This is a genomic window from Pseudomonas sp. N40(2020) (assembly GCF_014472415.1).
GTDB lineage: Bacteria > Pseudomonadota > Gammaproteobacteria > Pseudomonadales > Pseudomonadaceae > Aquipseudomonas.
In genome coordinates, this window is the sequence record NZ_JACSZV010000018.1 from 24,739 (window position 1) to 47,917 (window position 23,179).

At 55.5% G+C, this 23,179-nt stretch carries 23 protein-coding genes and 1 pseudogene; 3 read left to right on the forward strand and 21 right to left on the reverse strand.

The genetic code is table 11. The features are described 5' to 3' along the window. Positions 1-50: 50 nt before the first annotated feature. Together IAI51_RS13535 and eco are read right to left on the reverse strand one after the other, a co-directional pair. Positions 51-527, reverse strand: coding sequence for a hypothetical protein (locus tag IAI51_RS13535; RefSeq protein WP_187678941.1), 477 nt, complete (start codon positions 525-527; stop codon positions 51-53). A 217-nt stretch (positions 528-744) separates the two neighbouring features. After that, positions 745-1,230: a serine protease inhibitor ecotin gene (eco, locus tag IAI51_RS13540; RefSeq protein WP_187678942.1), complete on the reverse strand. Its 486-nt coding sequence runs from the start codon at positions 1,228-1,230 to the stop codon at positions 745-747. Positions 1,231-1,601: 371 nt separating this feature from the next. Here eco and IAI51_RS13545 point away from each other — a divergent pair, with 371 nt between their 5' ends. Then, entirely contained in the window at positions 1,602-1,871 is a 270-nt protein-coding gene (locus tag IAI51_RS13545) for a DUF1652 domain-containing protein (RefSeq protein ID WP_187678943.1), read from the forward strand. Here the strand turns inward: IAI51_RS13545 and IAI51_RS13550 are convergent. Continuing rightward, positions 1,868-2,266, reverse strand: a complete 399-nt coding sequence (locus IAI51_RS13550) for a hypothetical protein (protein ID WP_100846026.1) — start codon at positions 2,264-2,266, stop codon at positions 1,868-1,870. The two genes, IAI51_RS13545 and IAI51_RS13550, sit on opposite strands and share 4 nt — an antisense overlap. Positions 2,267-2,357: 91 nt before the next feature. Next, complete coding sequence (locus IAI51_RS13555) at positions 2,358-2,627, reverse strand: DUF2790 domain-containing protein (protein WP_187678944.1); 270 nt, start codon at positions 2,625-2,627, stop codon at positions 2,358-2,360. A gap of 496 nt (positions 2,628-3,123) precedes the next feature. On the opposite strand from IAI51_RS13555, the gene IAI51_RS13560 reads away from it, so the two are divergent. Further along, on the forward strand, positions 3,124-3,420 hold the full coding sequence (locus tag IAI51_RS13560) for a hypothetical protein (RefSeq protein WP_187678945.1): 297 nt from the start codon (positions 3,124-3,126) through the stop codon (positions 3,418-3,420). A gap of 62 nt (positions 3,421-3,482) precedes the next feature. Here the strand turns inward: IAI51_RS13560 and IAI51_RS13565 are convergent, their stop codons facing one another. The 10 genes and pseudogenes from IAI51_RS13565 to tssI all read right to left on the reverse strand — a co-directional run bounded on the left by IAI51_RS13565 (position 3,483) and on the right by tssI (position 13,635). Further along, positions 3,483-4,277 carry a PoNe immunity protein domain-containing protein gene (locus tag IAI51_RS13565; protein WP_187678946.1) on the reverse strand — a complete coding sequence of 265 codons (795 nt, stop codon included), beginning with the start codon at positions 4,275-4,277 and terminating at the stop codon, positions 3,483-3,485. 26 nt (positions 4,278-4,303) lie between these two features. Further along, a complete protein-coding gene (locus IAI51_RS13570) occupies positions 4,304-4,837 on the reverse strand; it encodes a hypothetical protein (RefSeq protein ID WP_187678947.1) in 534 nt (177 codons plus the stop codon). Next, positions 4,834-5,640: a PoNe immunity protein domain-containing protein gene (locus tag IAI51_RS13575; protein ID WP_187678948.1), complete on the reverse strand. Its 807-nt coding sequence runs from the start codon at positions 5,638-5,640 to the stop codon at positions 4,834-4,836. The genes IAI51_RS13570 and IAI51_RS13575 overlap by 4 nt, the downstream gene beginning before the upstream one ends. Before the next feature lie 32 nt (positions 5,641-5,672). Further along, a complete protein-coding gene (locus IAI51_RS13580) occupies positions 5,673-6,446 on the reverse strand; it encodes a PoNe immunity protein domain-containing protein (protein WP_187678949.1) in 774 nt (257 codons plus the stop codon). Between the two features lie 79 nt (positions 6,447-6,525). Next, on the reverse strand, positions 6,526-7,185 hold the full coding sequence (locus tag IAI51_RS13585) for a hypothetical protein (protein ID WP_187678950.1): 660 nt from the start codon (positions 7,183-7,185) through the stop codon (positions 6,526-6,528). Between the two features lie 40 nt (positions 7,186-7,225). Beyond that, positions 7,226-7,686, reverse strand: a pseudogene (locus tag IAI51_RS13590) (PoNe immunity protein domain-containing protein); the annotation flags it as partial. A 17-nt stretch (positions 7,687-7,703) separates the two neighbouring features. After that, the gene (locus IAI51_RS13595; protein WP_410458006.1) at positions 7,704-8,537 is read right to left on the reverse strand and encodes a type VI immunity family protein; all 834 of its coding nucleotides are present in this window, start codon (positions 8,535-8,537) and stop codon (positions 7,704-7,706) included. Between the two features lie 300 nt (positions 8,538-8,837). After that, complete coding sequence (locus IAI51_RS13600) at positions 8,838-9,779, reverse strand: PoNe immunity protein domain-containing protein (protein ID WP_187678952.1); 942 nt, start codon at positions 9,777-9,779, stop codon at positions 8,838-8,840. Positions 9,780-9,784: 5 nt separating this feature from the next. Next, entirely contained in the window at positions 9,785-11,347 is a 1,563-nt protein-coding gene (locus IAI51_RS13605) for a hypothetical protein (protein WP_187678953.1), read from the reverse strand. Continuing rightward, on the reverse strand, positions 11,344-13,635 hold the full coding sequence (gene tssI / locus IAI51_RS13610; protein WP_187678954.1) for a type VI secretion system tip protein VgrG: 2,292 nt from the start codon (positions 13,633-13,635) through the stop codon (positions 11,344-11,346). The genes IAI51_RS13605 and tssI overlap by 4 nt, the downstream gene beginning before the upstream one ends. 375 nt (positions 13,636-14,010) lie before the next feature. Here tssI and IAI51_RS13615 point away from each other — a divergent pair, with 375 nt between their 5' ends. Next, positions 14,011-15,312, forward strand: coding sequence for an OprD family porin (locus IAI51_RS13615; RefSeq protein WP_187678955.1), 1,302 nt, complete (start codon positions 14,011-14,013; stop codon positions 15,310-15,312). Positions 15,313-15,455: 143 nt separating this feature from the next. Here IAI51_RS13615 and IAI51_RS13620 read toward each other — a convergent pair whose 3' ends face one another. The 7 genes from IAI51_RS13620 to IAI51_RS13650 all read right to left on the reverse strand — a co-directional run bounded on the left by IAI51_RS13620 (position 15,456) and on the right by IAI51_RS13650 (position 23,119). Next, positions 15,456-16,076 carry a hypothetical protein gene (locus IAI51_RS13620; protein WP_187678956.1) on the reverse strand — a complete coding sequence of 207 codons (621 nt, stop codon included), beginning with the start codon at positions 16,074-16,076 and terminating at the stop codon, positions 15,456-15,458. A 45-nt stretch (positions 16,077-16,121) separates the two neighbouring features. Next, entirely contained in the window at positions 16,122-17,060 is a 939-nt protein-coding gene (locus IAI51_RS13625) for a carbohydrate kinase family protein (protein ID WP_187678957.1), read from the reverse strand. 13 nt (positions 17,061-17,073) lie between these two features. Beyond that, entirely contained in the window at positions 17,074-18,570 is a 1,497-nt protein-coding gene (xylB, locus tag IAI51_RS13630) for a xylulokinase (RefSeq protein ID WP_187678958.1), read from the reverse strand. Between the two features lie 155 nt (positions 18,571-18,725). Further along, positions 18,726-20,198 (reverse strand): mannitol dehydrogenase family protein, encoded by a 1,473-nt coding sequence (locus IAI51_RS13635; protein WP_187678959.1) that lies wholly within the window; start codon positions 20,196-20,198, stop codon positions 18,726-18,728. An 18-nt stretch (positions 20,199-20,216) separates the two neighbouring features. Then, positions 20,217-21,320, reverse strand: a complete 1,104-nt coding sequence (locus tag IAI51_RS13640) for an ABC transporter ATP-binding protein (protein ID WP_187678960.1) — start codon at positions 21,318-21,320, stop codon at positions 20,217-20,219. Between the two features lie 33 nt (positions 21,321-21,353). Further along, positions 21,354-22,184 (reverse strand): carbohydrate ABC transporter permease, encoded by an 831-nt coding sequence (locus tag IAI51_RS13645; RefSeq protein ID WP_187678961.1) that lies wholly within the window; start codon positions 22,182-22,184, stop codon positions 21,354-21,356. Between the two features lie 8 nt (positions 22,185-22,192). Then, complete coding sequence (locus IAI51_RS13650) at positions 22,193-23,119, reverse strand: carbohydrate ABC transporter permease (RefSeq protein WP_187678962.1); 927 nt, start codon at positions 23,117-23,119, stop codon at positions 22,193-22,195. Between the last annotated feature and the right edge of the window lie 60 nt (positions 23,120-23,179).

A 23,179-nucleotide genomic window follows, 5' to 3' on the forward strand; every position in this document is an offset into this window, starting at 1 on the left:
CGTGAAGTCGATCTATTGGCTTCCACTTGCGTGAAGAGGGCCCCAGGGGTTCAAGTGCGGGGTGTATCGAGGAGCGAAGAAGTGATCTGGTTTGTCTTGGTCAAATTGAATTGACCGTTGCTGACATGGACTTGGCGATCGTTGTATTCAGCTGTAAACGAAAGAGTTCCCTCCAGTCGTTGATCAGCGTCCGATGGCACGACGGTCAGCTTTACCTCACCCGATACGGAAAAGTACGCCTCGATATTACCGGCCGTTTGGACGCCATAGCTTGCCCAGACAGTCTTTTTATGTTCTTCCAGCCTATAGGTTCCCGGTTTTGTATTTTTGACGACATAGACACTGAGGTAAGTGTTCACTACCGGAAGCTCGCCGACGGTATGGCTTCCAATGCCTTGCCAATAATCATTTCCGTCTGGAGGTTCCTTTAAAACGATGTCCGCAGTTTCCGCTACAAACAGGGGATATCCGCTTCCGTTTACATCAGCGTTGAACGTGCCTCCCTTGCCTTTGTTGGGATCAGTCATCGCAAATGCTCCTGTGGTATGAACACTCTGGGAAGGATTTCCCGTCGAGCGTTCAAACTACTGCATCAGCATCCGCCGCATAACTGTCAGAGTTGACAGGTATATATAAGTTGATACTGGCTTTTTTGAGTTTCCAGGTAAGCCGTTCGGGCCAACGGTTAAAGGCGATCAAGTTTCTGACGTGGCAAGTAATCACGCAAGACGCTCCCTGCTCAGATCATTCCTGAAGGGCAGTGCCGACTTTGTCCGAGGCGGACCAGATGCGATAACGCACTTCGACGTCCGACGGAGCATAAACCACCACTGGCAACTTGCTGTTGTAACGCAGCATGAAGCCATCCCCGACCACGGGCACGAACGCGCGCTTCTTCTGGGAGCCGGGTGGGCAGGCCATCTTCGTGCTCATCGGGCCGATGACTGTTTCCAGTCGGTAGAACGAGTAACCCCAGCCTTCGAGGTTCTTCTCATCCAGCATGCCACCCAGACGTTGACGATTGCAGTCCACTTCAAGGGTTTTGCCAGCGAGGATCTCGACCTGAAAGTTCTCTTCCTTATCCTGCTTGGGCAGATGAATGACCTGACGAGTGAAACCGGCTTCAGCCTTTGGATACGGCGCAACATCTTCCAGTTTGGCCGCGTGGGCGAGGGAGGACAGGCTGGCAACGATCAGGCCGGTGGTCGCGTAAGTACGGAAAGAACCCATGGAAGCCTCCTTGCGGGTGTAGTGTGGATTGAGGGGCATTCTTACCCTCACGCGCGTCGAATGCAAACCGACGCCGAGTTGCAATTTGCAGGGCCTGGAAGTCCTTTTCTTGCATTTTGCAACTGGCCAAATGCTGGCCTCATCGCCAAGTGCTTGATTTTACGAGGGTCAAAACGATCCGATGGAAGGCACGCTTTATGCGTCTGTTTGGTGCAGCGCACCGGGTTCGGGCGCCTACACTCCAAAAGGCATTTCGCAGTACAACCGCTTGCCGCACCAGGGAAACAGCGGGGACACACCCGTGCAGGGGCAGCAAAAGCGGTCAACGTGAAGCGTTGATTGGCAGTTTCATTTAGAAGGAGAGGTTCACCATGTTTCTGTCTGCCTTGGAACTACGCAATATCATTGAAAGCAGCTTTTTGCCCAAACGCTGCCAATGCACGCTGTCGCCGGACTTGTCGATGACCGTCAAGGTCTACTGCGATACCAAGACCGATCAGGTCGATCTACTCGTCAGCGGCATTGATGCCAGCCACCTCAACGGCTGTAGCGAAATCAACGAACTGATCGCCAGGCTACGCTCGGATCTGGAGCGACAGGCGACGCCACATCACTACAGTCCACGATCCAGAGCCGTTTAACGCACCGTTTCACCCAGTTCGACCGTCACGCGCCGGGCCTGCACAAAACCAAGGCCCAGCGCGAACTCGACCAGCACCGCGAGCAGAATCCCGGGGCCGGCGTGACCGTTGAGCCATTCTGCAAAACCCAGCACCGCCAAACCAAAACAGCCAACGATAAACCCATTGCTTAGCGCGTTGCGCCCAAGCGATGGCGGCGCACTGCGCACCAGATAAAACATCAGCCCCAGCGCCGCAAACAGCACCGCACTGCGCCGTGCGACAAAACCGGCTGCGTCGGAATACGCGATGCTCCAGATCGCCAGCAACACGTCGGGGAAAAAGCCCCAGACCAACGCCAAGAGAAAACACAACGAAGAAGTTAGAGTCGACAACGTGCGAAACGACAACTGCATGGCGAATCCTTGCGGCAGTGAGGAAGGGCCCCGAGCATAACCCCGCGAAACACTCCCCGCCTACCGCAAAGCCGCAAATCAGAGCTTTCCGTCAGTTCTGATAACTGCACGCGTCAGACAACTTCCGATAACTGATTTCCGCAGGCTTACCGTTGTTATCGATGTACTTCATGTCGGCGGTGATCACCTTGCAATCCAGTGTGGGCGGCTCGGTCAGCGAAACGACCTTCGCCACATGCAGCGGCATGCCGTACTCATAAGGCACAGCTTTGGACGTGGCAGACGAGTCTTTGGCCTGGGCCAAACCGACGAGCGCGGTGCAGGCGAGGGCGGTGGTCAGCAGAAACGGACGAATGTTCATAAGGGAACTCCCGTGTGGCGGTTCTAGAGTTCGGCGTGATTTAGCCAAACCTGCCGCACTGGGCGTCAGCCAGAAGCGCTGAGGGCGTGCGGTTCAGTAGAGTTTTTGACCGCAGCGTTAAGCGATGGTTAACCACGCTGAATGCCGGCTGTCAGGGAGCGGGGCGATTTCCTGCGGACGCAGGCCGGATTCCTACAAGGACAGATGCCTTGTCTGCTTTCGGCTGCTGTAGAGGGGCGGTTATGGTTTCGCGTCGCTGCAAAATCAGCGATTCGGGTTTGGTCACCTGAGCGTTCACCCCATTGCAAATGTGCCATCATTTGCGCTGCGGACATCTATGTCCTCGCAGTGCTCTGTTGTGGCGGCTGTGTGCAGGATCGCTTTCGAGCGAGCTGAGTTGGGGTTATCTCGGTTGACCAAGCCTGTATACAGTCCGCCTCCCATTGTTTGGTCACAGTGCCGGCGGTTACTTTTGCCCCATTATGAGTAATCACCCATGCCTATCATTAATCCGCTCCCCAATCGCTACATCCCCCTCAACAGCGGCGTCACCGAAAGCGCGCCCCTGGTCATCGACACCGAAGCCAACCCCAAAGACATCCTCGAAGCCGCCGTCCAGCGCGTCCGCGCATCAGCCGATCTCCTCGAAACCCTGCATTGCCTCTGCTTCAAACACGCCGATGTTCAGGACATTCCACACATTACCCATGCGCTGTACCTGCTGACGCAGGATGGCAACGATTTGCTGCAGGTGGCGCAGCAGCAGATGTTGAACTGGAAGGCACCGGCCTGAATTTTTCGCTCAAAAAAGCCTGCCGTCGAAAGAGGGCAGGCTGAGTGGTTTGCAAGGTCGCTTCAGCGGCAAATCACCTCATTCGATTGCAGGTTCCGCGCGTACTCGACCAGATCCTTCGGGTAAGCCCAATGATCGTTCTGGCGATCATCAATCTCGTACAGAAAAGCAATGGCGGCGGCCTCGAACGCCCAGTAACCGACGTAATTGCCGTCATCGTCTTCAATGTCGAGATGGCTGTCATGCCAGTTAGTTTGCTCCCCTTCAAAACCGGCGTACCAACCTTCGCAGTATTGCCGAAGCAGCTCACTGGACTCTGAGGCGTCTGCCGCGTAAATCGCCCTGATCAGCGGGGTGTACAAATCGTGGTACCACTCATCAAGGTCTGCCCGGCCGGGTAAATCCTTGCTCAACAGATCTTCATACAACGTGTCCTCGCCAGCGTAGCCGGCCCGATCCGTCAGGGTGCAGAACCTCGCCAGCAAATCGGTGCGTCGCAGCAGAATGCACAAGCTCATGACCTGAACGCATTCCTCATATTGATCTGGCCAATCGTCAATGGCCAAAGGCGACACATTGGGATCATCGTCCAGAGCCAGTGCCCGCTGATGGATTTCATAGCAATCCACCAGCTTCTCTAGTCGCGGCACCAAAGAGGCAATCGGCTCACCTGCGGTATAGCTGATCAGCAACGCATTAAACGCGGCTTCCTTGAAATAAGCCGCACGCAGTGCCTGTTCCTCTTCGGGGCTGTCAGCCTGCATGGTTTGGCCTAACCAGCGGGACTCGGTTTCGTCATAAAGCCGGATGGACTTTCGATAGTACGAGTCAGTCAGGAGCGCTTGGCGCTTACGCATAGGGGAACCTTCCTTGTTCATGCAAACTACTTCAAATCGATCACTGTGAATTCACCCTGATCGGGCAAGACATCAAACCCTTGCGGCTCATCTGATTGGTGTTTCCTGGAGAAATAGTCATAGACGAGGTATTGCTCGGGCACCTCGTACCCTTCGTTGGGGATGACCAGACGCATCTGCTCAGCGCTCAAGTACAAAAAACGCGGCAAGGCCTTCTCCGCAAAATTAATACGTTCCAGCACGCGGCTGGTTGGGTTTTTGCGCAAGACGACCCCTTTGGTATAAGGCGATCCGTAGCTCAACGCAAAAATCAAAGTGGCGCCTGTGCACTTTGCCAACCTCACGTCACCGACAAAATCTTCATCGGGCATGTCCGTAAAGGCTGTTTCGATTTTGCCGTCGAATTTCACAAACAGACGCTGCCCGTCTGCACTCGAGATGGCGAGCAACGCTATTTTGGTTCCGTCCGAAAGCGGGCAGGCCAAGAGCGTTTTCTGCGAGTCTGCCCACGCCGGGTGACACATCAGCGTGATCAGCGAAAGGAAAAACACCTTGTTCATTTGATGAGGCCGATTTCATAGACGTTATTGCGAGTGGTCGGCTTATGGCTTCTTGCGTACTCGACCAGGTCTTTCGGGTAGACCATATGGTCGAGTTGGCTGTCGTCTATGCCATACAGGTAAGCAATTGCCCCCGCTTCCAGAGCCCAATAGCCGACATAACTGCCTTCTTCACCGTCAAGGTGCGTGTCATGCCATGGCGCCTGTTCAAAGGCGCAATACCAGTTGTGGCAGTACTCACTGAGAAAACGCGACGCTTCGCTCTTGTCGCCAGCGTAGATGGCCTGGATAAGCGGCGTGGAGACGTCGTGATACCACTGATCAATATCCACCCGCCCAGGCAGAACTTTGGTCAGCAAATCTTCGTATAGAGTATCAATGCCGGCGTATCCCGCATTGTCGATTAAATAGACAAAGCGTTTTAACAAGTCAGTGCGGTGCAGCAGGATACACAGGCTGATGACTTGCAGGCATTCCTCGTATTCGTCAGGCCAGTCGTCAATTATGAGCGGCGTGATGTGGGGGATTTGTTCGTAGATGGCTAGATGTTTTTGCAGTTCTTCGTAACTGGTAATCAGGGTTTCCAGAGGAAGAACCAGGCTTTGTATATCCTCTCCGGCGGTGTAAAGCATCAAAATGTGCTTGAGGTGCAGGCTCTGAAAGTTTCTGGTTCGCAAAGACTTCTCTTGCTCCGGAGAGTCAGCCGTGAATAGCTTATCTTTCCAGAATTCGAACTCTTCCTCGAAGTACGACTTGAAACTTTCGTATCGAGCGGTAGTGAAATGTTTTTGTCTGCTATTCAAGTGTCAAGTCCATGACGAGAGTGGGTTGAAATTTATGGGGTTGGAGCTTGCGATCTAGCGTATGCAACCAGATCCTTTGGGTAAACCCTATCGTCTATTTTGCTGTCATCAATGCCATACAAATAGGCAATTGCCCCGGCTTCGATGGCCCAATACCCCACGTAATTTCCATTTTCCCCTTGTAAATGCGAGTCGTGCCAAGGGGCTTGTTCAAATTCTGAGTACCATTGATTACAGTACATGCTCAGGAAGTCGGAAGCTTTCTCTTTGCTATCTGCATAAATAGACTGAACCAACGGTGAGTAAACGTCGTGGAGCCATTGATCGATATCGTGTCTGTCAGGTAGCAACTTGGTCAGTAAGTCTTCATATAACGTGTCGCAACGGGCGTAGCCTGCACGATCTATCAGTTTTACAAAGCGTTCAAGCAGGTCTGTACGATGTAGAAGTACACAAAAACCTATAACTTGCACGCATTCTTCGTATTGATAAAGCCAGTCATCAATTATAAGTGGGGTGATGTCAGGGTAGTCTTCGTACTTTTCCAACGTGGCCTGTCTGATTTCGTACTTGTCAATCAAGTCTTCAAGCAAGGGTATCAGGGTAACGATTTCCCATCCCTCGGTATAACAAGCCAGGATTCGGTGCAATGCGAGCCTTTGCAGGTGCCTTGCACGAAGTGAGGCTTCTTGTTCCGGGGAGTCGGACTGAAAAGTGATTGTCTTGCAGAGTTCGATGACTTCGTCATGCTCTTTGTGAAAGTTTTTGAAATGATCGCTACTAAGAAGATGCTGTCTTAATTTCATTCTGGTCACATGCTTGCGCCATATCCAATTAGATGTCGGATTTCTGGCCTTCATTATTCGCGTAGAGCTTGGTTTTACGTCAAGTTGCCGAGACCGGTACCCGGCTCAAGAACAGTTCCAAGCCCTGCTGATACGAGTCCGCGTCCATCACATCGCTGTGCCTGGGGATGTGATAGGCCTTGCCCTTTCTGTCCAGTTTTGCGCACGCAACGGAGTAGAAGTCGGGTGTTACCTTGAGCCGCACAATCTGACCCCACGCAAGTCCGCCTTTGGCGCCTTTGCCCTTGGTAAAGAACAAGGTAAAACCATCTTCATCGAATTCCAGGCGATAAGCGCCTTCAGCAGCCTTGAGTCGGGCACGTACCGTTGATTCGATCAGGCGCAGGTTTACCTTTTGAAAAGGCTTGCGAGGTTTCGCACGGTTGGCGGCAATCCGCTTGCGCAAGCGATTTAGAAGGCGTTCGGAGAAGAACCGCCAGCACACCACGTATGCCACGGTGAAGAACACCAGGGCGATGAGTTTCTCCGGGTTCAACTCACGCGAAGGGAAATAGGCGCCCAGCATGCCGCCAACCAACCCAAGCAAAAACAAGACCGGCGCGAGCAGACGATCCTCAATGCGAGTCAGCTTGCCAAGTAGCCGGGCCCTCAGTTGATCATCCTTGAGTATTTCCTGCTCAACCAGCTTGCCGATTCTGGCCTGTGTGTGTTCGGGGGTGATGGTGAATTGCAATTCCATGGTAGTGAATCCGAAATCCGTTTTCTGGAAAGGGTGGAGTTTACGGGTTTGTTTTACGTCTGGCGTATTCAACCAGATCTTTTGGGTAGACCATATGATCTATTTCGCTGTCGTCTATGCCGTATAGGAAAGCAATTGCTCCTGCCTCGAAAGCCCAGTAGCCCACGTAATTACCATCATCGCCTTGCAAATGAGTATCGTGCCAGGAGCTTGCTTGAAGGCGGAATACCAACCTTCGCAATATTTTTCTAATAGATCCGACGCTTTTTCTTTATCTTCTTCATAAATGGCATGGATTAACGGTGTATAGGCGTCGTGATACCAGCGATCAATATCGTAGCGGTCGGGTAACAGTTTACGAAGTAGGTCTTCATATAATGTGTCATCTCCGCCGTAACCTGCGGGGTCAATAAGCGCAACAAGGCGGGTTAGCAGGTCGGTGCGTTGCAGCAATATACATAGACTAAAAACCTGTACGCATTCTTCGTACTGGTCTATCCAGTAGTAAGCCACATGCTCTATTCATTGGTACCGCTGTTGTCCCGATCAAAGCGTGCGTACCATAATTTAGTACTTGCTTCGTCGAAGCAATTTCCATGGGGGGAGTAGTGATGAAATTGATCCGGTTCTGGGATGCGCAGTGGTTTTAATATTCGGTTTACTGCAATGTAAGCGTTGAGCTCATCTATGCCTGCAACACCGAGTTGTGGGTACTCACCCGCTTGAATAATCAGCCCACTGTCATAGTTAACAAATTCGATGTCACCGCGCCCGCTTAGCGTCCGTCGCAAAGCATGTTCCTCGCCGAGGTCCGCAATAAATGAACTTCCGATAATGGTCTGCCAGTTAACGCCTTTTATATGGTCAATAAGATCTGAGGCTAAGCTGTGAGGCATGGAATCGATATCTAGGCCGGTGTATTTTTGCGCAAGTTCATACTCGATATGCATATAGCCGTCATAGTCGAACGGTAGTATCGTGGATAGTCCACCATACCCGTGCACTGCTTCGACTTGATTGCACAGGTATTTTACCCAGGCCCTGTACGTGGTTAGCCCCTCTTTTGATGTAATAAAGCTCCAGGGGAAGATTAATTTTATATATGAGCGCTCGCTATCCTCATGGGTTTCGCGGGAGTTAAGTAAGGATATTCCATAATTCGCAGCTTCTTTAGAGCTGGGCGCACTCGTCAGGTGCAATTCGCACCGTTCATTACCCGATGTTGAGCGAATTTTGTTGAGGGCTTTTTCTAGTGACTGCGAGGTCAGCTTTTTGTAGCTGTCCTGAAGCAACCCTTTTAAATGCGTTCCGAAGTCATCGTTGAATTTTCGAAAGCAGTCAATGATCTTCAGTTTTTTTCGGCTGTATAGCCTTCTTTAAAGTATAGAGTGGCGATCACGCCAAGTTTGATTACGGGTGGCCCGTCTGAGAGCTCAAATGACAAATCTTCGGCACAATTTTCGAGGTTTTTGATTGTTTTGTTCACGATGGTTCTCGACGTTTCTAGCGCGAGGTTAGTGTGGGGGTGGCCTCCAACGTGACTTGGATTCCTCTTTTTTGCAGGATTTAAGGATGTTATTCAGTTTTAAATCCTGATCTTGAATACTTCGCTCAGGACTTTCAGGCAAGTGCTGAGCGAAAAATAGGACGCTTTACTCTTCGCCTGACCAATACCAAATCGTATCGCCCCAAGTGGATTCGTCAAACTTAGGCATGATATCCCCTTGATTAAAATGCCTGCGGGAGTCTGCTTGGGCAGGAGAGAACCAAAAACCTGTCTTGCTACATGGTTGACCTGCATCTATTCTGGGGGTTTCAGCTGCATTAATTGGCTTGTGGTTTCTCGCGTACTCTACTAGTTCTTTTGGATAGACCATGTGGTTAATTTTGCTGTCATCTATTCCATAAAGAAAAGCAATTGCTCCGGCCTCTAACGCCCAGTACCCAACATAACTTCCTTTTTCACCTTGCAAGTGAGTGTCATGCCACGGCGCTTGCTTAAAAGCGGCATACCATTGCTTGCAGTATTTGTCTAGTAGTTCGGAGGCTTTCTCTTTGCTGTCAGAGTATGTTGCCTGGATCAGGGGTGTGTAAACGTCATGGTACCATTGGTCGACATCGTGTCTGCCTGGCAACACTTTTTTTAACAGATCTTCATATAATGTATCATCACCTGCAAAGCCCGCATTGTCTGTGATGTGAACGAAGCGTTTTAACAGGTCAGGCCGATGTAAAAGTATGCATAGACTTATCACTTGAACGCATTCTTCATATTGGTCGGGCCAGTCCTCAATGGAAAGAGGTGAAATATTGGGGGTTGCCTCGGAAATGGCAAGATTTTTCTGCCATATTTCATATTTTTCAATAAGCTCTTCTAGTAAAGGTATCAGACTCTCGATACCTTCCCCGGCGGTATAAGAAGCGAATATTTTATCAAGCAGCAGATTCTGTAGATGTCCTGCTCTTAATGAGGCCTCTTCTTCTGGGGTGTCTGATTCAAATGTGATTGTTTTGCATAGTTCAAGAACCTCGTTATATTCCTTCAGGAAATTTCTGTACTGGTTCTCGCTGTAAAATTTTTGCCGTTGTTTCATAGTCGTTATGCCTCTAGCGCGAGGGAAGCTAAAGCCCCGTGCTTTTTGATTAGCGATTTTTTGCGCTTATTTACAAATTTTTTAACTTCTTCTTCGCCGTAATGGAATGCCTTGTGGCCCCTATGAGTCTCCTCGCTAGAGCTGCTTAGTCTAGCGCTTGCATGTTCTTTCGGGCTCAAACTGGGGTGGTATAAAGGACAATAAAAAAGATGACGGCTATACGAACTCTTGATTAGAAGAGTCAATGTCGGCCCGTAAACAGATTTTTTGATATTTTTATCAATCCACTGTCTGCTCATTTGAACGAATATCAAAATGGCTTTGTCAGTCGGTGCTTTTACTGCTTTTACGGACGAAGGTTGGCGTCTTCCAGAATTGAGGGACCTTTTTTCCGGAGACGTAGGCGTTTCTTGTTCGATGGGCTCAATTAATTCGCTAGGCTCCACCGCCCCGGATACCCCCAATTTCGAGCTGATTCCTGGTTGGCGTTTGTTATTTGGTTTGCGCATAAACTTTGGTGCATCTTCATCACGGCTCGCTTTCGCTTCGACGATCGCAAATTTCTTCCCGCCGTTATTTTCTGGCTTTGCTCTCCAGATCGCATCAATGCCCGTTCCGTTAGCACCGTCAGTTAATTTATAAAGGATATGGTTGGCTTTAGGACTTCCGCCTGCGGAAAGTTTCCCCAGCTTATTCGCACTAGGTTCACCCTCAAGCCACTTCCCATCAGCGCCCTTGTCATGACCGTCCCAATCCTTGCCCCAGCCAAACTCTACTGCGCAGATGTAGTCCGCAATGTGCTCGCCACTAACCCCCAATCCTTCATTCAAAATGCTGGAGGGGGCCTGTAGGCCTACTTTGGAGGCTTCGACCTGGTTGGAATGGGTGCCGCTCGCGCTATCGGTGCCCTTGACGGCGACGGCGGGGTCTTTGTTGGCAGGTTTTTCCGCTCTTTTCGGGTGGCTGGATCCGGAAGGGGCCGCCGAGCTATTGCGCTGCATGCCTTTCCATTTCACCAGTCGCTTTTCAACGATCCCGACCATGGCCGGCATGTTGTCGCGGGAGGAGGCGAGGACGGTGACGACGGAGGTTTTTGCCCAGTTGGGCAGGCTCTGGAACGTCGAGGAGCCTTTGACGCCGGTGATGATTTCATCGAGTTCGCCGCGTAGCTTGCCAGCGTTGAATATTTGCTTGAGCAATTCTTCCGGGCTGGTTTTGATTCCGCATTCTTGCAGGACGAAGCGGAGCAGGTCGAACAGGACTGGCGCATAGCGTTGCGGGTCTTTGTTGACGATTCGCAGGCTCTTTTTCAAACCGTCGCCCGGGCCGGGAATCCAGCCGATGACGGCCATCAGCAGGTCGAACTGTGCGTCTTCCTTGCCATCGGTCGACTCTGCGTTGTAGAGGACGATTGAGGATTCGATGGTGTCGTAGGCGTCGATGGCCTGACCCAGGAAAGGCACTGCACCCAGCGCGATGCCTTTTGCCAGCTCAACGGCGGCTTCTTGATAGGCGGCGCTACGGTCTTCGCCGCCGTCGTTTGCGCTCTCAGCTACTGCCTCGCTCATGTCAGCCTCCCTGCGGCTTTCTCCACTAATGCTTGTAAATCAACCTGGTTTGGGTCCAGGCCGAGCTTGCGTAAATCTTCGTTAACTTTTTCGTCCGAGTTCTGCACGACTGCGACGCTTTCGCGGGTGTACGGCCTCGGGTCCTCGCCGTAATACACTTTGGCCGGACCTTTTGGCACGTCCTCCAACCGGGCGAACCCGTCGTCATCCAGCACGCCTTCTCGTGTCGAGCCGTCCGCAAAGTCAACGCGATATGAGGCGCCGGGCACGGGTTCAAGGTTGTCGTAATGCAGGTTGAGTTCCAGCCAGGTCGGATTGGCCTTGGCCGTTTCCATCAACTTGCCGGCAATGTCCGTTGCCGCCAACCCCGGAATCAACGGAATCAAAATCCCAATCCCGGTCCCCACACCCGGCGCACCGCCGGTATTCACCTTCACCTCAGCCCCGCTGATGGTCACACCACCCGCATCAACCTTCACAAAACTCCCACCAGCCTTGGCGGTCAGCTCCATGCCACCCTCAATCACAACCTTTTCGCCAGCGTGATAGTGAATCTCCGTCCCAGCCTCAACAAACTGCGCCGTACCCACCTTCACATGCTGTGTCACCGCAACCGTCAGGTGATCATCCGCACGCATCTCACTGATACGATCCAGATGCGTAATCCGGTGTTCCTCAACCTTGAATTCGCTCAGGGTGTTGGCTTCAACCGTGTCATGCCGCTCGTTGCCGACACGAATCTTCTGGTCGTGCTCTATGTTCTCGTCCCAGTCGCGCTGGGCGTGGATGTAGATCTGTTCAACACCCTTTTTGTCTTCGATGCGGAATTCGTTATAGCCCTTGCCGCCCGGTGAGCTGAGGGTTTTGAAGGTGCTGCGGGTTTTGTTCGCCGGGAGGTCGTAGGGGACGACGTTTTCCTTGTGGTACAGGCAGCCGGTGACGAGTGGCTGGTCGGGGTCGCCTTCGAGGAAGGTGACGAGGACTTCCATGCCGATGCGCGGGATGGCGAGGCCGCCGTAGGCTGCGCCGGCCCAGCCGCTGGCGACGCGCATCCAGCAGGTGGTTTTGTCGTCGCCCTGGCCGTCGCGGTCCCAGTGGAACTGGACTTTGATGCGGCCGTATTGATCGCAATGGATTTCTTCGCCGGCCGGGCCGGTGACGATGGCGGTCTGGCTGCCGAGGACTTTTGGTTTCGGGTGTTCGAGGGCAGGGCGGTAGTGGGCGTCCCACGGGGTGGCGAGGAAGCTGTTGCGGTAGCCCTGGTGGAAATCGCTTTTGTTGTCGGTGACGTCGCTGGTGACGTTTTCGCCGAGCACTTGCGGTTGTTTGCCTTCGTGGAAGACTTCCAGCAGCAACCACATATCGTTCCACTCGGCGCGCGGGTGTTCGGCGAGGGTCAGGAAGTGGCCGCTGGTGAGGGTTGGTTCGTCACCTTTGCCTTCGGCGAGTTTGTAGTCGCTGCGATGGCGTTCCAGCGCGCGGGTCGAGAGGAACTTGCCGCGCTCGCGGGTGGTGAAACGGCCGGGGTAGTCGTAATCCTCAAGGTCCGGGGCGAACTCGGATTTGACCGCGCCTTCGGGCAGGATCTTCGGTTTTTCGAAGTCGTAGTCGCGGCGGCTGACGCGGGTGGTACGGGTTTCCAGGCGCAGGTTGAAGCGTTTGATCACCGGTTTGTCGGCGCTCATGCCGGAGTCTTGCTGGTAGCTCACGGCTTTGAGTTTGCGGAACACGGTCTGGTCGTCGCCGAATACCAGTTTGTGGCCGCTGCTGCTGTGCTGGAAGTGGAAGTGGATGCCTTCTTCTTCGCACAGTCGCTGGATAAAGTGCAGGTCGGACTCGTCGTACTGCACGCAGTAGTCGCGTTCCGGGTATTCGGCGCCGAGCTGGAAGCTGTAGGCGTCGGCGAGAATGCCGCGATCCTCCAGCACCCTGGCGATGATCTTCGGCACGGTCAGTTGCTGGAAGATCTGCTGATCGTGGTTGTGCCGCAGGTAGGCCAGTTGCGGCACCAGGCTGATGCTGTAGCGGGTCAGGGTTTTGCCGGAATCGCCTTGCTCGATGCGGTACACCAGGCCATGGATCTTGCCTTCGCCAGTGGCGCCGAAGGTCAGGACGCCGGGCTTGTGCAACAGCTCTTCGAGTTTCAGGTCGGGACGGGCGCTGACCAGTTCGAGGTCGAAACGGAACGGTTCGTTGAGGGCTTCGCGACCGGTGAAGCTAAGGACTTGCAGGTCGGCGTTGGCACCTTCGAGCGTGAGGGTGATGTGGGTTGCGTTGGCGTCCAGCATGCCTTGAATTCCGTCCGTTGAATAAGCAGGAGACGGATGATGGAGGATTAAACCGCCTCATTCAAGGCGCAAATGCCGTAGGAAGGCGCCCCGTGACCCATAGGGAAAACCCTTAGGCAGGCCTTTTTTTCTAATGAATCCGGGCGTTTGCTGGATTTTTACGACAAAAGTTCAGGTGCAATCAACTGGCCATGCGCTAAAGAATTGCCAGTCAGTTTCAGACTAAAGTCGCCTGTGGCACGTCAAAGCCATCTGCCATCATTGCAACTCACCCCCGCGTGTTCACTTCCTCTCGGCTCAGTATTGACCCGGGACGGGAGCTATTTTTCTGGCTTATTGCGCCTGTGCGCAAACGCTGCATTGTTGGAGTTTTTGATGCGTCCCCCATTTCCCCTCATCACCCCGCGCCTGTCATTGGGCTTCGGAGCCGTTGTGTTGTGCGCCGGTTTTGCCGCGCCGGTTCAGGCCAGCGGTTTTCTTGAAGACAGCACGGCGAAAATCGAATCGCGCACGGTGTATTTCAACCGCGATTTCCGTGATGGGCACACGTCCAACGATCAAGGCGCGTCCAAGCGCGAAGAGTCGGCTCAGGGTTTCATTCTCAATCTGCAATCGGGTTACACCGAAGGCACTGTGGGTTTCGGTATCGATGCGCTGGGTATGCTCGGCTTCAAGCTCGATTCCAGCGCCGACAGCAGCAACAGCGGGTTGCTGCCTTCCAGCGGGCAGGACCCGCGTGGATCGAAGGATCAGTACGCGAAGCTGGGGTTGACCGCCAAGGTGCGCGTCTCCGATACGGTGCTGAAATACGGCGCGCTGCTACCGGATCTGCCGTTGCTCAAATACAACGACGGGCGTTTGCTTCCAACGATGTTCAACGGTGCGATGCTGACCTCAAAAGAGGTGAAGGACCTGACCTTCATGGCCGCGCGGCTGGACAAGTACACCGCGCGTGATTCCACCGATTCGCAAGACATCCGCGTGCACTGCAAGAACAAGCGCTACGCGTGCAACACCACTGCCGACCATTTCGACATGTACGGCTTCGACTACAAGATCAATGATCGCCTGACCGCGCAGTATCACTACGCGGAACTTGAGGACATTTATCGTCAGCACTTCGTCGGGCTGTTGGGGAATCAGCCTTTGGGCGGCGGCGTATTAAAGGCCGATGTACGCCTGATCAAGAGTGCCGACAGCGGCGCAGAACGGGCCGGTTCCATCGATAACCGCGCGTTGAGCGGCATGCTGTCTTACGCCATCAGCGGCCACACGTTCAGTGGCGGTTGGCAGCGCATGAACGGCGACAACTCGATGCCGTACCTCGATGGCAGCAACCCGTATCTGGTCAACTATGTGCAGGTCAACGACTTCGCTGCTGCGCAGGAGCGCTCCTGGCAGTTGCGTTATGACTATGACTTCAAGGCGATCGGCATCAATGGCCTGAGCTTCCTGACCCGCTATGTGAATGGTGATCACATCAAGGTGTTGGGCAGCGATCAGGAAGGTAAAGAGTGGGAACGCGACAGTGAGTTGAAGTACGTGATTCAGGCGGGAACGTTCAAGGATGTGAGTGTGCGTTTGCGTAATGCGACTTACCGGACGAACTACGAGAAGTTTGCCCGGGATGTGGATGAGACCCGGTTGATTGTGAGTTACAACTTTTCGGTGTTGTAAGCCTTAGATGTGTAGTGCTTGATCGGGCGCTATCGCGAGCAGGCTCACTCCTACAGGGGATCTTCAGTGGACGCGGATATCGTGTTCGACATTGATCCAATGTAGGAGTGAGCCTGCTCGCGATGAGGCCCTTGAAGTCACCGTTACAACCAATGCCAGAACCGGCTCCAGAACCCGCGATTCAAATCTTCCTTGCACCCGGCATATTGCTGGGCATACATGTCGGAGCGATTCTGCACCTTGCGCGCCGTCGGCATCAGCCAGGCTTTGGCGGCGTAAGTCTTGTTGCGATAGCCGCCCCAGCCTTCGTGGTAGTTGAGGTACTGGCCATAGGCGTCGTATTTGTAGACGCCATTGATCGACGTGGTTTTGTCCATGTACCAGCCGACGAAGTCGATGGCGTCGTCGAAGTCTTCGCGGTCTGCCCAATTTCTGCCGGTGCTTTTCTGATAGTCAGACCAGACTTCATCCTTGGCCTGGGCATAACCCGAAGCGGTCGACACCCGGCCCCACGGAATTACCCAGAGCAGGTATTTACGCGGGGTCTTGGCGTCGTAACGGTAGCCGGATTCCTGATACATGATCGCGAAGGGCACCTGAATCGGCACTCCCCAGCGCTTTTGCGTAACTTGCGCGGCGTCGTACCAGTCGCTTTTCTCCCGGAAGATCTCGCAGATGTTTTCCGGCGAACGGGGCGGCGAGGTGCCGCAACCCGTCAACAGCGCCGCGAGTACCAGTAGTCCAACTGTTTGCCCTGAATTCAAAAGCCGTCATCCGTCATGCGCGAAAAAGGGCGACAGTCTACGCGCTCAGGTCAATTGGTGACGATAGGGCAAATCCGGACCGGTCTTGCTGCACGTCAGCGCTGCGGCTTGCACGGCGAACTTGAGCATGCCGTCGATTTGCTCGCGACCGAGTTGCTGCACGCCCTCAGCCGAGTCCAGACCGTGCTCGGTCAGCCAAGTGATCAGCGCGGCCTGGAAGGTGTCGCCGGCACCGACGGTATCGGCGATCTTCACCGAGCAGGCTGGCACCGACCATGAGCCATGGGCGCGGCTGAACACGGTCGCGCCTTCGCCACCGCGAGTGAGGAAAACGACTTGGCAGCGATGTTCCAGCCAGCCGTCGATGACGCGCTGCGGATCCTGTTCGGGATAGAGCAGGCTCAAGTCTTCGTCGCTGACTTTGATCAGATCCGCCAGTTGCACCAGCGTGGCGATTCGCTCGCGCCACAAGTCGATATTCGGCTCGGGATTGAGGCGTACGTTGGGATCGAGGGTGATCAGGCGTTTGCCGCTTTCACGCTGGACCAAGGCGAGCAGGGTGTCGGCAATCGGCTGCACCACCAATGAATACGAACCGATGTGCAAGCCGCGCACCTCGTCGCCCAGCGACGGCAGATGGCTTGGATTCAGTTGCCGATCCGCACAGCCTTCACCGCGAAAGCTGTAGTGCGGCGAGCCGTTGGCACCGACAGCGACCATCGCCAGAGTGGTCGGCGCGGCGAAATCCACCAGAAAGTCCGGGCGTACGCCTTCTTCCTTAAGCACTTGCTGCAAGCGGCGGCCGAGGTAGTCGGTGGACAGGCCGGCGAACAAGGCTGAATCCACGCCCAAACGGCGCAAACCCACGGCGACGTTGAACGGCGAGCCGCCGGCAATCGCCTTGAAATTCACTTTCGATGCCAGACCGCTGGCGTCGTCTTCGCTGAAAAAATCAAACAGGGCTTCGCCACACACCAAATACATAATTGTTTGCTCTTTATAGGGTTGCGACATGCTGTTGATAGCGTTCATAAGCCTGCTGAAACGCCGCGACATTGGCGGCGACCGGCAGGGTTTCACTGTTCAGGTCGAGCTTCACGCAGCGCTGGCACAGGCCGGCCAGTGTGTCCTCGTGACCGTTCGACCATGACTTGCACCACGCTGCTTGAATCGCCGCACCAAGGGCCGCAGCTTCGCTTTGCTCAGTGCAGATCACCGGCGTGTTCATGATGTCGGCGACGATCTGTCGCCACACCGCACTTTTCGAACCGCCGCCGATCAGGCAAATGCTGCGGCTTTGTAAACCATTCTGACGGAGCAAATCCAGTCCATAACGCAGGCCGAAGGTGGTGCCTTCGACGGCGGCGCGGCACAGATTGGCCTGGGTCAGATTATCCAGCGTCAAACCGTGCAGGCTGCCAGTGGCATGGGGCAGGGCGGGAACGCGTTCGCCGTTGAGGAACGGCAGCATGCTCACGCCTTCGGCGCCAATCGGTGCCTGAGCGACGAGGTCGTTGAATTGCTCGAGATCGAGGTCGAACAGGTCGCGAATCGCGCCCGTGGCGTTGGTCAGGTTCATCGTGCAGATCAGCGGGAGCCAGCCGCCGCTGGAGGAGCAGAAGGTCGCGACCGAGGCGTCCGGGCTGACTTTCGGCGCGTCGGCGTAGGCGTAGACGGTGCCGGAAGAGCCGAGGCTCATGGTGATCGCACCGGGTTGAATATTGCCGGTGCCGATGGCGCCCATCATGTTGTCGCCGCCACCGCTTGCGACCAGTGCGTTGCGGTTGATGCCGAGGTGTTCGGCGATGGCCGGCAGGATCGTGCCCACGGCTTCATGCGCATCGATCAACTCAGGCAACGCGGCTTGCAGGCGACCGCTGGCGTCGATGTCGCGCAGCAGCTGCAAATCCCACTGACGGGTGCGCACGTTGAAATAGCCGGTGCCGGAGGCGTCGCCGTATTCACTGCACGAACGGCCGGTGAGCCAGAAATTGAGGTAATCGTGGGGCAGCAGGATGCGGACGATGCGTGAAAACACCTCCGGATGCTGCTCTTTGGTCCACAGCAGTTTCGACACCGTGTAATCCGGTGCAATGACCACGCCGAGGCGTTCCAGCGAACCTGCTTCACCGCCCAGATGGCTGAGCAGTCGATCGTTTTCGGCGCTGGTTTCGGTGTCGCACCAGAGCTTGGCCGGGCGCAGGACTTCGCCTTGATCGTCGAGCAAAACCAGGCCGTGTTGCTGGCCGGATACGCCGATGCCGAGGATTGACTGGCCGTCGACATTCGCCGCCAACAGTGCCCGACGGGTGGCGAGTGCGAAGGCTTCCAGCCATTGTTGCGTGTCTTGTTCGCGGCGGCCGTTGGCGCCGCTGATCATGGTGTGCGCGGCGGCGCCTTGGCCGAGCACCTGACCGTTGGCGGCATCGAGGATGATCGCTTTGGTGCCTTGGGTGCCGCAGTCGATGCCGAGGAAGAGATGTCGGGTTGTCACTGGGATATCCTCAGGGTGTCAGTTCAATCCGGTTGCAGCTAATCGCTGGCAAGCCAGCTCCCATAGGTTTTTGGGTGTACTCAAATGTGTAAGCAACCGAGAACCTTGTGGGAGCTGGCTTGCCAGCGATGGCGCCAGTGGTTGCGACGCAACGCTCAGACGAGAATCTGCTGCAAAGTGCGCGTCACACCTTCTTCGCGCAAACTGTCACAGCACCACTCAAACGCCGCCACAAACTCCGCCGACTGCGCAATCGCCGTCCCGAAAATCTCCTCAACTCCCAGCAAACGCTGAGTCATCGACGCGTCATCCGCCACCAACGCCTGACAAAACGCCGCCCGAGGATCCGGAATCGAATACGTATCGCCATTCTCATCCACGCCTTTCAAGTAAAGCGCCCAAGCCGCGACCACCAACGCCGCGCGTTTGGTTTCCTGGCCATCGGCAATCAATCGATTGATGGTCGGAATGGTGAACTTGGGAAACTTCGACGAACCATCCGAACACACTCGCTCAAGCTGATCGGCAATCGCCTGATTGGAGAACCGCGCCACCAGCGTGTTCTTGTACTCGGTCAAATCGATGCCCGGTACCGGTGCCAGTTGCGGCGTGACATCCAGATCCATGTAAGCGCGCATGTAACGCACGAACAACGGGTCATTCATGGTCTCGTGGACAAAGCGATAACCCTTCAAAAAGCCCAGATACGTCAGCGCCAGATGGCTGCCGTTGAGCAGTTTGATCTTCATCTCTTCATACGGCGAAACGTCGTCGGTGAACTGCACGCCGACCTTTTCCCAGGCCGGGCGACCGTTGACGAATTTGTCCTCCAGCACCCACTGCACAAACGGTTCGCAAACCACTGGCCAGGCGTCGTCTACGCCGTGTTTGTCGGCCAGTTGCAGGCGATGCGCGGTGCTGGTCATCGGCGTGATGCGGTCGACCATGGCGTTGGGGAAACTGACGTTGGCGTCGATCCAGCTGCACAGGTCGCTATGGAGCAGCGTGGCGAATGCCAGCAATGCCTTGCGAGTCACGGCGCCGTTGTGCGGCAGGTTATCGCAGGACATTACGGTGAAGGCCGGAATGCCCGCCGCCCGACGTTTTTCCAGGGCCGCGCACAATAAGCCGAACACGGTTTTCGGCGCGTCGGGATTGGCCAGATCGTGCTGAATCTGCGGCAGATGCGCCATGAATTCGCCGTTGCTGTCGTCGATGCAGTAACCGCCCTCGGTGATAGTCAGCGAGACGATGCGGATCTGCGGATCGGCGAGTTTGTCGATCAACGCCTGTGCGCTGTCCTCGGCCAGCAGCATGTCTCGAATCGCGCCGATCACGCGGACTTCGGTATCGTCGCTGTCACCGAGTTCGAACAGGGTGAACAGGTAATCCTGTTCCTTCAAGTCGTCGCGGGCGCGGCGATCTTCAGCGCGCAGGCCGACCCCGCAGATCGCCCAGTCCAGCGCTTCGCCGGTATTCATCAAGGCATCGGTGTAATACGCCTGATGCGCGCGATGGAAACCGCCGACGCCAATGTGCGCGATGCCCTGACGGGTGTCGCTGAGGCTGTAGGCCGGCAGTTTCACTTCTGGGGCGAGGCGGTTGAGGTTCTGTTTATTCAGTTTCATTGGGCAAGTCTCGAAAAATCAGGCCGCAGCACGCAGCGGACGGGTCAGCGCCACACCTTCGGCATCGAACAAGTGGCAGTGGGCGGCGTCCAGATACAGGTTCAGTTGCTCGCCATAACGGCTGGCCAGGTCACCGCGCACGCGCATGGTCAGCGCTTCGCCGGCGTTGGTCTTGACGTGGCAGAAGGTGTCGCTGCCCAGCCGTTCGCTGACATCGGCGGTGACTTGCAGGGTGCCGTCCCCCGGTTGTGCCAGTTCCAGATGCTCCGGGCGAATGCCCAGAGTCACGGCGCTGCCGACGGCCAGGTTGGCGGCGTTGAAGGGCAGGGTGATGCGGGTGCCCGCGTCCAGTGCGACTTCGCAGGTTTGGCCATCGATCCGGGCGATCTTGCCCTTGAGGAAGCCCATCTTCGGCGTGCCGAGGAACCCGGCGACGAACAGGTTGGCCGGGTTGTGATACAGGTCCAGCGGCGAGCCGACTTGTTCGATTTTGCCGCCATTGAGCACCACGACTTTGTCGGCCATGGTCATCGCTTCGACTTGGTCGTGGGTGACGTAGATCATCGTGGCTTGCAGGTCTTTGTGCAGGCGCAGCAGTTCCAGACGCATCTGCACCCGCAGTGCGGCGTCGAGGTTGGACAGCGGTTCGTCGAACAGGAAGATTTTCGGGTTGCGCACAATCGCGCGGCCGATGGCGACACGCTGGCGCTGACCGCCAGAGAGCTGCTTCGGTTTGCGCTCAAGCATCGGCCCCAGTTCAAGAATGCGTGCGGCTTCGCCGACTTTTTTCTCAACCTCGGCTTTCGGTACGCCGGCCAGATCGAGGGCGAAAGACATGTTCTTTTTCACGGTCATGTGCGGATACAGCGCGTAAGTCTGGAACACCATCGCCAGATCGCGCTTGGCCGGGCTGACTTCAGTGATGTCGCGGCCATCGAGTTCGATGGTGCCGCCGCTGACTTCTTCCAGGCCGGCGATCAGGCGCAGCAGGGTGGATTTGCCGCAGCCGGACGGGCCGACGAAGACCACGAATTCCTTATCGTTCACCTCAAGGTCGATGCCCTTGATGATGGAAAAACCTTCGAAGCCTTTTTGCAGATTCTTGATTTTCAGGTTGGCCATGGTGGCGCTCCTTTTGTGCTTATTCTTTGAGGGCTATTTCACGGCGCCGAACGACAGGCCGCGCACCAGTTGTTTCTGGCTGATCCAGCCGAAGATCAGGATCGGCGCACAGGCCAGGGTCGACACCGCCGACAACTTGGCCCAGAACAATCCTTCGGGACTTGAATACGAGGCGATCAGCGCGGTCAGTGGCGCGGCTTTCGACGAGGTCAGGTTCAGCGACCAGAAGGCCTCGTTCCAGCACAGGATCAGCGACAGCAGCACGGTCGAGGCAAGACCACCCTTGGCGATCGGCAGCAGCACACGGATCATTTCCTGCCACAGCGTGGCGCCGTCGAGGCGGGCGGCTTCGAGGATGTCTTTGGGGATGTCCTTGAAGTAGGTGTAAATCATCCAGACCACGATCGGCAGGTTGATCAGCGTGTAGATCACGATCAGTGAAATGCGCGTGTCGAGCAGGCCGAAACTCTTGGCCAGCAAGTAGATCGGCATCAGCACGCCCACTGGCGGCAACATCTTGGTCGACAGCATCCACAGCAGCGTGCCTTTGGTGCGCTGGGTTTCGTAGAACGCCATCGAATAGGCCGCCGGCACTGCGATCAGCAGGCACAGAGCTGTGGCGCTGAAGGAAATCACCACCGAGTTCCAGGCAAAGCTGAAGTAGTCGCTGCGCTCGTTGATGTGCAGGTAGTTCTCCAGCGTTGGCGTGAAGATGAACTGCGGCGGCGTGGCGAAGGCGTCGATTTCGGTTTTGAAACTGGTCATCACCATCCAGAAGATCGGGAAGAAAATCACGATCGCGATGGCCCAGGCCAAGGTGCCGAGCAGCAGGCTTTGCAGCCGGCGGGATTGTTGAAGAGTCATGGCGGGCCTCAGGCTTTGTCAGTCAGGTTTTTGCCGATCATCCGCACCAGAATGATCGCGGCGATGTTGGCGATGACCACGGCAATCAAGCCGCCCGCCGACGCCATACCGACGTCGAACTGCACCAGCGCCTGGTTGTAGATCAGGTAGGCGAGGTTGGTCGAGGCGTAGCCGGGGCCGCCGTTGGTGGTGGTGAAAATCTCGGCAAACACCGACAGCAGGAAGATCGTCTCGATCATCACCACCACGGCAATCGGCCGGGCCAGATGCGGCAGGGTCAGGTGCCAGAAGATCGCAATCGGGCCTGCGCCATCCAGGCGTGCCGCTTCCTTCTGTTCCTGGTCGAGGGACTGCATGGCGGTCATCAGGATCAGGATCGCGAAGGGCAGCCATTGCCACGAGACAATGATGATGATCGACAGCAGCGGGTAGTGCGCCAGCCAGTCCACCGGTTGCGCGCCGAACAGTTTCCAGATGTAGGCGAGGATTCCGGACACCGGATGAAAGATCAGGTTTTTCCAGATCAGCGCACCGACCGTGGGCATGATAAAAAACGGCGAGATCAGCATGACCCGCACGATGCCGCGACCAAGGAATTCACTGGCCTCCAGCAGTGCGCTGATCAACACGCCCAACACCACGCTGATCAGCAGCACACTGCCGACCAGCAACAGGGTGTTGGTGGCGCCGGGCATGAAGCCCGAGTCGGTCAGGAAGTAGGAGAAGTTCTCAAACCCGACGAACTCGTTTTCGCCGGGGTTGAGCAGGTTGTAGCGGATCATCGAAAAGTAAATAGTCATGCCCAGCGGCACGATCATCCACAGCAGCAGCAGGGCCACCGAAGGGCTGACCAGAAACCAGCCGGGATTGGCTACGCGGTTTTTACGCTGTGGCTTGGCGAGGTCGATGTGGGCTTTGGCAGTTGAAGTATTCATGGTGATCACAACCGGTTGGGTGCATATACATGTTCAGGACAAACAACATTCCTGACATCG